Raw genomic sequence first — 12,876 nt, forward strand, 5'->3', positions numbered from 1 at the left:
CGAGACGACTCGGTCACCATCTTCACGGCCTCGTCCTTGAACTCAGGACTGAACTTCCTGCGCCGTTCCGGCATTGATCAGCCTCCATTCCGGGCGGACCTTATTGGGTCCGGTGTCCGGAATCTGGGAGGCTCGCCAGTATCGGCTGGTGGATGCCGGCCCGCATCCGAATCGGACGCATGCAGGCTGGGGACGGCGGCTGCAGCGGCTGGATCCGGACCCGGCGACGGCATCGCACGTGCAGTGGATGTTCGTGCAGCGGCTGGCCGGCAGGAGCGTGGCCAGCATCGCCCGCGAGTTGACCGAGCAGGGTGTGCCGTGCCCGTCGGATGCCGATCCCGAGCGGAACCGGCACCGCACCGGCGGGACGTGGCCGCTGCGCACGGTCGCGGTGATCCTGGCCAACCCCCGTTACACCGGCCGGCAGGTGTGGGATCGGCACCGTAGGGAGCACGATTCCGGTAGGACGTCGCACCGATCGACCACGGGGCGAGAGTGGGCGGTCTCGGCGGCGGCTGCGCATCCCGCTCTGGTCACCGAGGCGCAGTTCGTCGCCGCGCAGCAGGTGCGGGCCGCGCGGCCCACAGGAGACGGCGGTAAGCACCGCTATCTGCTGTCGGGGATGATCCGGTGCGCAGTGTGCGGGCGACGCCTGGACTCACACTGGGTCCACGGTCGAGCCGGGTACCGCTGCCGCCACGGTCGCAACAGCGCCCGTCCGCCCGCACTGGACGAGTCGAAGATCGTCTATGTCCGCGAGGACGTTCTCGTCCGTGAACTGCTCAGCCGGCTCCTGCCCGACCACGAAGCTGCCGGAACCGGGAACACTGCAGGTACGGTGGCGAAGCTACGCAACGCCGGAATCCTGATCACGCACGACGGGACGAAGTGGGACCTCCCCCCCGCTTGATCGACAGCCTTCAGCGAGGCCAGCGAGCCGTGGGGTAATCCTGTGTTCGAGTCAACGACCGTTACGCCCACGCGCTGCGGCGACGGGGTCGACTGAACCTGGCGTGATCATCGTGCGGCACCAGAACGCATCCTGCCCGGCGACGACCTCGACACCGTCACCCACGCCGCGACACAACCAGTACAGCCACCATGGCCGACCAATGCTCCCATCCGGCCCCGCCGCGCGGCTACACCACGCAACCCGTCAACACTGATGCTCTCAGGGCGTGCCACGGCTGTGCGACGTCGCCGGTCTCGGGGTTCAAGCGATGCGTGACGAAGCCGACGCCCTTCACGCTCCTAACGAGGAGCTTACGCGTCGTTACTCGAACCATGCCGACCACGCGAACGCGCTGGTCAGAACGTTGAATCTGGTCCGTGCACAGCCCACGCACGACACCAGGGCTTCCGTCGCGGCAACACCCGGACGCAGTTCACCGTCCCCTACAGGCCGAGCCAAGATCGATTCAAGCACCGTTGCCGCCTCATACTCAGCCAGATCGACGCTGGTCGAGTTGGCTAGACGCCACGGCGTCAGCGCGAGCACGATCAAGCGCGTCCTGCGCGAACGGGGCACGAGGAAGTACCGACGCGCGCCTCAGGAGGACCCCAAACATCGTGCAGCGGCGCCCGGACACGTCGATACGGCTCGTGCACGTCTGACCTAAGCGCAGCGGCAAGGTCTGCGCAGGTTCGAGTCCCCGGGTGGATCCTTGCGGGGACGCCATCACGTCATAGTTGCGGGAGCGAAAGGCGGTGGTTCGCATCCACAGCCGTTCGATCTCCGCGACGATCAGCAGGCGCGGGGAGAGCCGGTAGATCTCGAGGAAGAACTCGACCAAAGCGTGCATGGCGACGTCGGGGCGCCCGGCCCCGGCTCCCGACTCGATGTCCGAGGCCAGTGCGCGCAGGGTCGAGAGCTGCTCATCGTCTGGCCACTCGATCGTCGCGACCGCCTCCCGTTCGAGCAGATGGCGCATCGTGTAGAGCTGGTTCATCTCGTCGGCGCTGAATCTGGTGACGAAGTAGCCCTGGTTCAGGCCGTGGCTGAGCAGCCCCTCGTTGCTGAGGATCTCCAAAGCCTCCCGCACGGGTGGCCTGCTCACCCCGCAGCGCTCGGCCCAGACCTGCTGACGAACCTGCTCGCCGGGGCTGAGGTCTCCGTTCATGATTGCTACACGCACGGCGTCAAGGACCAGCGCGGTGGTCCGGCTTGCCGGCCGCGCGAACGTCGCCATCACACAACTCTATGGCGACGCCGGCTCGTCCGCGGGTGGTGTCCGATCGGGACGCGGACGAAGCGGTGTGACGCCGGGCGCGGTCCCGACCTGCGCGTCGGGGACCTCCGCGAGCTGCCGCTGTTCCGGGACCTGTCCGACGACCAGCTCGCCCAGCTGATCGAGGCCTCCGCGGTCGGGCGGATCGAGCCCGGTGGCGAGCTGTTCCGGGAGGGGGAGCCCGCGGCCTTCTGGTGGGCGCTCGTCGACGGCGTGATCGAGCTGAGCCGGGACATCGGCACCTGGTCCTCTTCGGCAGCCACCTGATCAGCGGGCTCTACCACACGGCGCGCTCGATCGAGTCGACCGCGCGCCAGCGCCAGTCGTTGGTCGCGCTGGGCACGCTCGCCGCGGGCATGTGGAGGTCGAGACACATGAGGTTCTCGTGCTTGTCGCTCGGCGTGCCACTTCGTATGCAGGGTCCGGGCGAGGGCCTCCGGACTGGCCGGACTCGGTGGCCTCCCTCACGGTCACATTCCTGCGGACCTGCGCGAAACTCGGGTCGCCAGCTTTGCCGCGATGGTGTCGGCTGTCGTGCGGACGAGATGACCGAGCCGCTCTTCGTCCTCCTCGCGGAGCCGCTGGATCGGCATGAATATCCCGACCGCGCCGACCGGACTGTCCGACTTCGAGGTGATTGCGGCGGCTATCGCGGCGACGTCGCTTCGGAGCTCACCCCGCTGGACCGCGTATCCGCGTTGGGCGGTGCGGTCGAGTTCGGCTGTCAGTCGGCGGCGATCGGTGATCGTCTCGGACGTGAATGCCGTGAGCCGGATGGGCAGGTGGTCGTTCATGGTGTCGCGGGGCAGTGCGGCGAGGATGGCCTTCCCGTTGGCGCTCGCATAGATCGGCGAGCGCCTGCCGACCGGCCAGTGGATCCGCACCACTTGGGTCGACTCGACCTCTTCGATGATCACGATATCCGTGTCATCGCGGATCGCGAGGTGGACGGTTTCCGTGGTGGTACCGGCGAGCTCTGTCATCAAAGGGAAGGCGATCTCGCGCAGGCCGGATTCCTGGCCGACATGTGCGGCGACATCGAGCACCTTCGGAGTCAGTACCCATCGCCCCGGGTGCTCCTCCGAACGTCGGATCCAATTGTCCGTCGCGAGTGACTGGATCGCCCGTTGCCCGCTCGGTTTGGAGATCCCCAGCTGGCGAGCGAGTTCACTGACTCCGAGCGGCTGATGCGCAGCGATCATCTCCAGTGCTTGAAGCGCAGTCGAAGCGGAACCCATCTGTTGACAGTAGCAGTCAGGTGCGAGACAGTGAGTCGTACCGTATATCGACACATCGTATCGTACAGCGTACCGATCAAACTGAGTCGAGGAGGTCGGGTTGGAGCAAACGATCAAGCGCCTTCGCATGTCAGCGGGCAGAAGGACCTCCGTCGATGGCCAGGACCTCGCGGCCCTCGGCCACGAAGCCGAGACCGCTGGCGGCTCACGAGTTTCGTTCGGATGCACCGCGTCTTGACGTCGCGGCGCTCGATTCATCGAGCGTTCGCCGGTCGGGGGATCATTACCTGCCACATTGAGGATCACTCATCGAGGAGGCGATCCGTGCGAGTAACGACGAATTTAGCGCGGGCACCGAACCGCGTGGTGCGGCGAGTGCTCGTCGCGAGCCTCGTGGGCACCACAATCGAATGGTACGACTTCTTCATCTTCGGCACCGCGGCCTCGCTGGTACTCGGCCGGCTGTTCTTCACACGGGCTGGTGAGGTCGGCGGCACGCCGACGGGATCCGGAACGGAATCGCGGTCGCCCCTCGTTGATCGTCCTCGGGCTGGGCGTGTGCCACAGCGCGATGTACGCCCCGCAGGCTGCGTTCTTCGCCGAGCTGTTCGGCACGCGGATGCGCGACAGCGGCGCGTCGTTCGGTTACCAGGTCACCGGGGTGATCGTCGGCGGGTTCACCCCGCTCGCCGCGACCGCGCTGCTCGGATCCGGCGGTGGTGACGCCTGGCCGGGCGCCGTCCACATGGCCGTGTTCGCGGCGATCACCCTCGTCACCGTCCACCTCGCCCGCGCCGAGGGCGATAGCCACTCTCCTCGAGAAGGGAAACCCAGCATGACGACGCTGCCGCCGATCTCCAAGTTCCCCCAGGTCGACCACGACGACGCGACCGGTGAGCTCGCCGCCGTCTACGACGACATCCATTCCACGCTCCGGCTGCCGTGGGTGGCCTTCGCGATCCGTGTGATGTCGCAGTTCCCGGCGTTCGTCCCCGACGCCTGGCGCGCACTCCGGCCGCTCATCTCGACGCGGTACGCCGAGGCAGGCGCCGACCTCATCCGCCAGGCGTCGATCATCCCCGGCCCTCCGCCGCCCGATCCCCGGCCGAAGCTGCTCGCGGCGGGGTGGACGGAAGACGACCTCGCACGCCTGCATCGCTCGCTGGACGCACTGAACTACGGCAACCCGAAGTACCTGATCCTCATCACCGCATGGAACGAGGCATGGCACGAGCGGGCGGCCGGCAGTCCACGCAATGCCCTGAGCGGCCCCGACGCGGCCCTCTTGCCCTACGGACTCCCGGACGGCGTCGACAAGTTCGACCTCATCGACCCCGACACCGCAACCCCGGACGTCCAGGAGCTGCTGCGGCGCGTCCGCGACCTCGCCCTGCACCACGGGCCGGCGAGCGACTACCGGGTGCTCGCCGCGTGGCCAGACTTCCTGGAGATCGCCATCGAGGACGTCCTGGCGCCGGTCGCGCTCACCGCGGAGTACGACGAGACCGCCCGCCGCATCCGCGCGATCGCCCGCGACCACGTGGCTGGGTTCCCCGCCGTCGGCGGCGTCAGTAGGCGGTCGATGGACGCGACGTTCACCGGGATCGAGAGCGCAGGGCTCACCGGCCTGCTCTTCATGTACAACCGCTTCATCGCCGACATCACCATCGCCATCATCCGCCTCAAGCAGGCATTCGACGGGCCGGACTCGGCGACAGAGAACAAGTTCCCCACCTGAAGGCCAAGGGCGTCGGGTCGAAGGCGCAGCTCGGCGCCGGTGCTCCCTGCCGGCGCCGACCAGCGCCTCCGCGCGGCGGCGCGGGAGCCACGAGCATCGCGTTCCCCGCCCCGGCGGCGCCCGCCCCTCCCGGGCCGGGCGCGCACAAGTGATCTCTGGCGATGAGCGGCGGAGGCGGGATGAGCTGCCCCGCCGGTCGAGCGGGCAGTGCCGAGCTGGGGAAGCGGATCATCGTCGATGGGGGGCCACCCGTTCCGGCACTCGGCAGATGGGACGCGCGCTCCTCCTGCGCGCCGTCGGCGCGAAGCCGGCCGGACGGCGATGCACCACGTTGCCCGGCGGAGGCGTTCGGTGTCCAGCGGTCGCCGCGGGCTTCAACGCCGACGTGGCCGAGCATCTCGGTCAGGCGGGTTTCGATTCCCGTCCGCCTCCGCACGTCCCGCTGCCGAGGGGGGCCGACCAGGGCCGGACGCCTGCGCTCGGCGTGCCGCTTCCGTGGGACGAGGCGCAGTCGCCTGGAGTCATGCCGTGGCCGGCGCGCCTTGCTGGGTGAGTTCCGTGACGAAGGCGTCGGCCGCGGCCTGCAGCTCGGGTACCGCCCGCTGTACGAGCTGATCGGTCATCCGGGTGGTCGGGCCGGAGATGGAGATCGCCCCAGGAGCAGGCCCGCTGGTGAAGGCGACGGCGACGCAGCGCACGCCGAGTTCCTGCTCGCCCTCGGCGATCGCGTAGCCGCGCGCGCGGATCTTCTCCAACTCCCGCAGGTAGGCCTCCGGATCGGTGATCGTGTTCGGTGTGTGCGCCACCATCTCGGTGCGCTCGAGGATGTCGTGGATGCGCTGCGGGGGCATCAGTGCGAGCAGTGCCTTGCCCACTGCGGTGCAGTGAGGCGACACGCGCCTGCCCACTTCGGTGAACATGCGCATCGCGTGTCGCCCTGGCTCCTGCGCGATGTAGACGATCTGGGCGCCGTTGAGCACGGCGAGGTTCGCGGACTCCCCGAGCACCTCCACGAGGCGCGTGAGCTGCGGTTGGGCCCAGACGCTCACCAGCCGGCTTGCGTTCTCGCCGAGCGGGATCAGCCGTGGCCCCAGGGAGTACTCCCTGGACAGTTCCTGCCGGACGTAACCGAGATCGACCAGGGTGCGGATCAAGCGGTGGATCGTGGGCGCCGGCAGCCCCGAGACGGACGCGAGATGCGACAGTCCGACGACGCCACCCGCATCGGCCATGACTTCCAACAGCTCGAACGCCCGCGCGACGGACTGTACGCCGCCGGTCGCCCGGCGCCTGCCGACGCTGCTGCTCATACTGCGCTCCTGACTGCACACCGCCTTGTCCTCGGAGTCTATGCACCGCCTCGTCCTGAGATCGACGATCTCGGCGCGCCTCCGGGCCACAGGCCGGCCGCCGTTGGATGCGGCGCGTGTCCGTCCCGTTGTTCGGCACGGGCCCGGGGCGCGGCCCTCCGGATGCGGAGTGACGTCTTTCCGGAGCGGCGCCGGCTGGACGTGCTTTGCGGTGCTCTCCACGCGCGCGCGATACACCCATCGGCGGCATCGTCCAAACCCCCTATTGACTCCCCGCCGTCCAACCGGTAGTTTTCCGCTACGAGGGATTTCACTTCCGCATACCGGAACTTTTAGCAGCTCCACTACCCCACTGTGAGCTCTGTCTCTCGCGACGTCGGCCTGGCGGTGCCGATCTGTCGGACCCCCGGTGCGCGCCTCAGGGAGGAAAGCAGCATGCCCCGACTCGAAACGCTGAGTGACCTGTCCCGAAACTCGATCCTCGCCCTCCCGGTCGACATCAACGAGCCCATGCCACTGACGACGCCCGGGACGCCGCTCGCCGACGCCACGGTCGCGCTGGTGACGTCGGCGGGACTGCACGGACGTGCGGACGCGCCGTTCCGGAAATTCGACCCGAGCTATCGGGTCGTCCGATCTGATCTCTCCCTCGACGAGATCGTTGTCACGCACACGAGCATCGGATTCGACCGCGTCCCGATGCAGCAGGACCTGAACATCGTCTTTCCGGTGGATCGGATCAACGAGCTCGCCGAGCGGGGCGTAATCGGTGCGGTGGCGCCGAACAACTATTCCTTCATGGGCGCGCAACGCGACCTGACCGTGGTGAAGGAACAGACAGGCCCGGAAGTCGCCGAACGTCTGGTGAGCGAGGGCGTCGACGTTGTCGTCATGACGCCGACTTGACCGTGGTGCACTCACACGGTCAGTGTGATCGCGCGCATCTTCGAAGGTGCAGGTTTGGCTACAGTAATGATCGCGTTGGTCCGGGAGCACGCCGAAACGGTGAAACCGCCCCGGGCGTTGTACGTGCCCTACCCGTTCGGGTCGCCACTCGGGAAGCCGCTCGACGCGGAACACCAGCATCGGGTGCTCGGGTCGGCGCTCGCCCTGCTGAAGAAGGACGGTCCGGTTCTGTCCGACTTCGACGACCCGGACCATGTCGAGCAACGCGGCGCCCCGGCCCAGTTCACGGAAGTCGCCGCCCAGGGAGGGCCCGCCACCAGGTCGGACGTCGACCCGGCCACCGAGACGACCAGGACCAGGCAGTACTACACCCGGTGGGTCGAGCAGCACGGAGGTCGTACCACGGTGGGTGTCACACGGGTCCCACCGGCGCGCTTCCGGGCGATCATCAGGTTCCTCGAGGACTACGCGTCCGGCAATGAGGTGGACATGCGCGAGCGACCGGCCGACGTCTCGCTCGGCGAGTGGATACGTCTGTGCGCACTCGACCTCCGCGCCATGTTCTCTGAGGCAAAGATGGCGATGCAGCCGGGCGTGACGTCGGAGGCGATTGATTTCTGGTTCTGGGGCGAGACCTCGACCGGAGACTTGCTGCAGCGGGTGAAGGTGCGGATGGAAGCCTCCGACGATGACGCGATCGTGGGCGCCGCGTACGGCGTGGCCCGGTAGCATCCGCAATTCGCGTCGCGGCAGGCCGACGCGGAACGCTGATGGCCCTCGCCTGGTGGAGAGAGGACGAAGTCATGCAACTGCCCGAAGACCTCCGTTACACGGAGCAGCATCAGTGGCTGCGGCTCGAACCCGGCGGCACGGCCGTCATCGGTATCACCGACTTCGCGCAGGAGGAGTTGGGGGAGATCGTCTACGTCGACCACCCGAACATCGACGACACCGTGGAGAAGGGCCAGGCTTTCGGCGAGGTCGAGTCGAACAAGACCGCGTCCGAGGTCTACGCGCCCTGTTCGGGGCGGGTCGTCGCGATCAACGAAGTCGTCGACAACGAGCCGGAGCGCCTGAACACCGATCCGTACGGCGAAGGTTGGATCATCAAGGTGCAGCCGCAGAATCACGACGATTTCGAGTCGCTGCTCGACGCGGACGCCTACCGCCGACTGATCGAAGGCTAGCCCCGCCGGACTCGCTTGCCGGACGCACTCGGATTCCAGGCAACGACGAAATGACCTGACATCCCATCGGCTTGAATGCTCGAGTTGAGGAGTACCCGTGGCGCATTCCCCTGGCACGTATGACGTCGTGGTCATCGGTGGTGGCAGTGCCGGCTACTCCTGTGCGCTACGGGCCGCGCAGCTCGGGCTGCAGGTGGCCCTCGTGGAGCGGGAGAAGCTTGGCGGGACGTGCCTGCACAACGGCTGCATCCCGACGAAGGCCTTGCTGCACGCCGGCGCCGTGGCGGACGCGGCGCGCGACAGCGCTGAGTTCGGAGTGATCGCCCCACTCCAGTCGATCGACATGGCCGGCGTCAACAAGTACAAGGACGGCATCGTCAGCAAGCTCTACAAGGGCTTGCAGGGCCTGGTCGAGAGCCGGGGGATCACCTACGTCGAGGGCGCGGGGACCATGGTGGGGCCCGGACAGTCGACGTCGATGGCCGGCGTCTCGAAGGCAGGCATCTCGTGCTGGCCACCGGCTCGTACACGCGCACCCTGCCCGGTCTCGACGTCGACGGCGAGCGGGTCATCACCAGCGACCACGCCCTCGCCCTCGACCACGTCCCGCGCTCGGTCGTCGTCGTGGGCGGTGGTGTGATCGGGGTCGAGTTCGCGAGTGCGTGGCGGTCCATGGGTGCGGAGGTGACGATCGTCGAGGGGCTCCCGCGGCTGGTCCCCGCCGAGGACGCGGCGATCTCGAAGGCCGTCGAGCGTGCCTTCCGCAGGCGCGGGATCCGGTTCAGGACCAACTTGCGGTTCAGCGCCGTCGAGCGCACCGAGCAGGGCGTGTCGCTGGTGCTCGAGTCGGGCGACCGGATCGCGGCCGACGTGCTGCTGGTGGCGGTCGGGCGAGGCCCCAACACCACCGGTACCGGTTACGAGGAGAACGGCATCCGGATGGAGCGCGGCTACGTTCGCACCGACGAGCGGCTGCGCACGGACGTCGCGGGTGTCTACGCGGCGGGCGACATCGTCCTCGGCCTGCAGCTGGCCCATCGCGGTTTCCAGCACGGGATGTTCATCGCCGAGGACATCGCCGGCCTCGACCCGACCCCAATCGACGAGCTGGCCATCCCGCGCGTCACCTACTGCGAGCCGCAGATCGCGTCGGTGGGGCTGACCGAGGCGCAGGCTCAGGAACGCCTCGGTGCGGACGCTGTGGAGGCCGTGCAGTACGACCTCGCCGGCAACGGCAAGAGCCAGATCCTCAAGACCCGCGGCTTCGTCAAGCTGGTGCGCGAGAAGGGTGGGCCCGTCATCGGGGTGCACATGGTCGGTGAGCGCGTCGGCGAGCTCATCGGCGAGGCGCAGCTGGTGTACAGCTTGAAGGCCCTCCCCGAGGAGGCCGCCCGGTTCGTGCACGCCCACCCGACCCAGAACGAGGCGCTCGGCGAGGCTTACCTGCTGCTCGCCGGCAAGCCGCTGCACGTGCACTGAGACGCAGGCCCGTGCCGTCCCGGACGGCACACCATGCCGTCCGGGACGCCGTTGCCTGCTCCCCCCGGGGTAGAAGCCCGGCGCGCGGAGCGGGACGGCGTCCCGGACGGCCTCCCCGGTGCCCGACTCGGTGGCCGGGGAGGTAGCCACGAGAAGAGTGTGTCGGCGACCTCGACCGACGAGACGGCGGTCATGCTCGACACGTTCAAGCCGCGGCTTCTCGGACAGTCGGCACTGGCGATGCAGCGAGACGAAGCTGCGGCAACCCTCGTCCGGGCGGCCCACGGTTTCGGCGAGGTCACCGGCACCGTCCGCTCAGCCGTCGTCGAGCCCGGGGCCGCGCACTGATCGACGGGGTGGCCACCGCGCAGGCCGCGCCGGCTGACGTCCACGACGAGGTGTCCATCGCGGTGGGCGGGTGCGGCCTGCGGTTCACATACTCGTCAGATCGGCCTGGCTCGAGCGCAGTCGTGCGTACCCGATGAAGTAGTCCGAACTGATGTAGAGCTCGTTCATATCACCGAGTTGGTCGATCGTCAGGCCCTCGGGCCGGCTGATCATGTGGTGGAGGTACTGGAAGGCGTCCTTCGCCCCGTACCCGGCGTGGTGGATCCCCACCACCCGCCGGGTGGTGGCGTCGATGACGCACTTCTGGAATCCCGTCCGTTCCGGCAGCGTGAAGCCGTAGAGCATCGAGCCCTCCGCCATCGGCAGCGGGGTGTCGGCCGGGTCCATCCCGATGGGCGGGACCTGGATCGTGACGACGCGCTCGAACCGTTCGCGCGCCTCCCGCTCCGTCAGGCCCGCCCAGGTGACCTCGTAGGTGGTGTGCAGGAAGTCGGGGATGTCGTCGTAGTGGAACGTGGCGTCGACGCCCATGATGTTGCGAGCGGCGGTGGTGCCGCTGCGGCGCGACTTGAACATCTCCATCGGCGGCCCGATCAGGTCGCCCGCGGCGTAGACGCCGTCGATGTTCGTCCGCATCCGGCTGTCGACGACGACGAAGCCCCGGTCGTCGTGGACGAGCGGGAGCGCCGACGCGAAACTCGCCGTGTTCGGCTTCTCGCCCGTGCCGAGCAGGACGAAGTCGGCTTCGACGAACCGGTGGCCCTCGGGCGTCTCGATCTCGACCCCCTCCACCCGGTCGCAGCCGACGATCCGCGTCACGACGCTGTGCTCGAGCAGCTCCAGGTCGCGCAGGCGCATCCCGTCGACGACGAAACGCCGCAGATCCACGTCCATTCGCGCGGGCCCGCCGCTGGTCAGGAGCTCGGCCCGGCTGACGATGGTGGTCGGGGTGCCGGTGGCCCGGTAGAAGCTGGCGTACTCCACGGCGACCTTGGAGCCGCCGATGACGACGATCTTGCGGGGCTCGTAGTCCAGGTCCTCGATGAACGAGGCGTAGTCGAAGACACCGGGGAGCGTCTCGCCCTCGATGCCGGGCAAGGCGGTCCTGGCGCCGGTGGCCAGCACCAGGGCGTCGGCGGTGAAGGTGCGTCCGGCCGCCCGGACCGTCCTGGCGTCGAGCACCTGCGCCTCGGCGTTCAGGACCGACTCGATGTCCAGCTGCTGGGCGCTCTGCCAGTTCATGTGGGCGTGCGGGCCGCTGCGCTTGGAACGGAACAGCTCCACCAGTTCGAGCACGGACGCCGCGGTCGGATCGAACTCCGGGTACCAGAGGCGCCCCTGCAGCGCCTGGGCCTGGTCGAGCTCGCGGGCCGCCTCGCTGAACAGGTGGTGTGGCACGCAGGCCTGGTGCGGGCAGGAGCCGCCGAGGAACGGCCAGCGTTCCAGCACGAGGGGACGTCCACCGAGGCTGCGTAGCACGGCCGCACCGAATCGCCCCGCGCTCCCGCCGCCGACGAAGATCGCGTCGAAGTGCGGGTCGCGACCGTCGTCGACGTTCACGATCGGGCCCTGGAAGGAACCGCTGTAGGCCTCGTCGATGAGCCGGCGCCACTGCGCGATCGACGTTCCTTTTCCGTAGACGTCCACACCGCTCCTGTCGTGCTCGGGGCTTGCCTGCCGTGCTCTTGCCGCCCTGGCGCTAGATCCGCGGGGGAGTGGGAGGGGCGGGTACGTTGGCCCCGCGGGGCCAGACGAAGTCCGGTTCGCGCCGCACCGCGGGCGGCTGGATGATCTCCAGGATCCAGCCGAGATCCGCGACGGTGTCGAAGTAGACGAAGCGCCCGTCGCCGTTGCTGCCGTAGCCGTGCCCGGACTGGAGCACCTCGTAACCGGCGGCGACGAGCTCGTCGGTGGTGGCCACGGCGTCGTCGACCTTGACCCCGAGGTGCTGGATCCCGTACCCATGACGGTCGATGAACTCGTGGTAGAGCGTGTTCTCCCCGCGGACCTGGATCAGCTCGATCTGCGGTCCCGTGCCGGTCAGTGCGATGTCGATCCCGTAGTCGGCGGCCCGGCCGCGGTAGGTCAGGTCGCGCACGTTGTCGGGGGTGAGGCGGAAACCGATCCAGGGGCCGAGCCCGAACGCGGTGCTGTAGCGCTCGAGCGCCGCGTCCAGGTCGGGAACGACGACCCCGACCTGCATCAGCGTGCCGGAGGCGAGCAGGGGTAGTGGCAGCACGACGACGTCCCTTCAGCTGACGATCGCTTGGTTGACCAGTTGGCGCAGGGTCGGCCGGATGGGGAGGGCCGGTGGTGGCATGAGTAGCCCTGTGTCAAGCCGCCGCCGGTTGATCTTGGTTGAGGAGTCGTTGGAGGGCTCCGTGGCGGGCGGGGTCGTAGGTGGTGTGGTCGTGCCAGCAGTGCCAGATGACGTAGAGCCAG

At 68.4% G+C, this 12,876-nt stretch carries 11 protein-coding genes, 1 tRNA gene and 1 pseudogene; 8 read left to right on the plus strand and 5 right to left on the minus strand.

All coding sequences use genetic code 11. The features are described from left to right. The first annotated feature begins 148 nt into the window (after positions 1-148). Positions 149-910: a recombinase family protein gene (locus tag KME75_RS34795; protein ID WP_308283363.1), complete on the plus strand. Its 762-nt coding sequence runs from the start codon at positions 149-151 to the stop codon at positions 908-910. 532 nt (positions 911-1,442) lie between these two features. On the opposite strand, the gene KME75_RS34800 is transcribed toward KME75_RS34795, so the two are convergent. Beyond that, positions 1,443-2,189, minus strand: a complete 747-nt coding sequence (locus tag KME75_RS34800; protein ID WP_219419192.1) for a GntR family transcriptional regulator — start codon at positions 2,187-2,189, stop codon at positions 1,443-1,445. 509 nt (positions 2,190-2,698) lie between these two features. Then, positions 2,699-3,466 (minus strand): IclR family transcriptional regulator, encoded by a 768-nt coding sequence (locus KME75_RS34805; RefSeq protein ID WP_219419193.1) that lies wholly within the window; start codon positions 3,464-3,466, stop codon positions 2,699-2,701. Positions 3,467-4,001: 535 nt separating this feature from the next. On the opposite strand from KME75_RS34805, the gene KME75_RS34810 reads away from it, so the two are divergent. Then, entirely contained in the window at positions 4,002-5,204 is a 1,203-nt protein-coding gene (locus tag KME75_RS34810; RefSeq protein WP_219419194.1) for a halocarboxylic acid dehydrogenase DehI family protein, read from the plus strand. Between the two features lie 340 nt (positions 5,205-5,544). Next, positions 5,545-5,639 (plus strand) — tRNA-Sec (locus KME75_RS34815). 86 nt (positions 5,640-5,725) lie between these two features. On the opposite strand, the gene KME75_RS34820 is transcribed toward KME75_RS34815, so the two are convergent. Then, entirely contained in the window at positions 5,726-6,514 is a 789-nt protein-coding gene (locus KME75_RS34820) for an IclR family transcriptional regulator (protein ID WP_219419201.1), read from the minus strand. Positions 6,515-6,949: 435 nt separating this feature from the next. On the opposite strand from KME75_RS34820, the gene KME75_RS34825 reads away from it, so the two are divergent. The 5 genes and pseudogenes from KME75_RS34825 to KME75_RS34845 all read left to right on the plus strand — a co-directional run bounded on the left by KME75_RS34825 (position 6,950) and on the right by KME75_RS34845 (position 10,434). Continuing rightward, positions 6,950-7,420 carry a glycine/sarcosine/betaine reductase selenoprotein B family protein gene (locus tag KME75_RS34825; RefSeq protein WP_219419195.1) on the plus strand — a complete coding sequence of 157 codons (471 nt, stop codon included), beginning with the start codon at positions 6,950-6,952 and terminating at the stop codon, positions 7,418-7,420. Between the two features lie 24 nt (positions 7,421-7,444). Next, positions 7,445-8,149: a hypothetical protein gene (locus tag KME75_RS34830; RefSeq protein WP_219419196.1), complete on the plus strand. Its 705-nt coding sequence runs from the start codon at positions 7,445-7,447 to the stop codon at positions 8,147-8,149. Between the two features lie 41 nt (positions 8,150-8,190). Beyond that, positions 8,191-8,607: a glycine cleavage system protein GcvH gene (gcvH, locus tag KME75_RS34835; RefSeq protein ID WP_219419197.1), complete on the plus strand. Its 417-nt coding sequence runs from the start codon at positions 8,191-8,193 to the stop codon at positions 8,605-8,607. A gap of 159 nt (positions 8,608-8,766) precedes the next feature. Next, positions 8,767-10,086 (plus strand): annotated as a pseudogene (gene lpdA / locus KME75_RS47135) (dihydrolipoyl dehydrogenase); the annotation flags it as partial. 192 nt (positions 10,087-10,278) lie between these two features. Next, positions 10,279-10,434, plus strand: coding sequence for a hypothetical protein (locus KME75_RS34845; RefSeq protein WP_219419198.1), 156 nt, complete (start codon positions 10,279-10,281; stop codon positions 10,432-10,434). A gap of 84 nt (positions 10,435-10,518) precedes the next feature. Here the strand turns inward: KME75_RS34845 and KME75_RS46345 are convergent, their stop codons facing one another. Both KME75_RS46345 and KME75_RS34855 read right to left on the minus strand, forming a co-directional pair. Then, entirely contained in the window at positions 10,519-12,081 is a 1,563-nt protein-coding gene (locus tag KME75_RS46345) for an FAD-dependent oxidoreductase (RefSeq protein WP_219419199.1), read from the minus strand. Positions 12,082-12,133: 52 nt separating this feature from the next. Next, complete coding sequence (locus KME75_RS34855; protein WP_219419200.1) at positions 12,134-12,673, minus strand: VOC family protein; 540 nt, start codon at positions 12,671-12,673, stop codon at positions 12,134-12,136. Positions 12,674-12,876: the final 203 nt, after the last annotated feature.

Source organism: Pseudonocardia nigra (assembly GCF_019396355.1).
Taxonomy (GTDB): Bacteria; Actinomycetota; Actinomycetes; order Mycobacteriales; family Pseudonocardiaceae; genus Pseudonocardia; species Pseudonocardia nigra.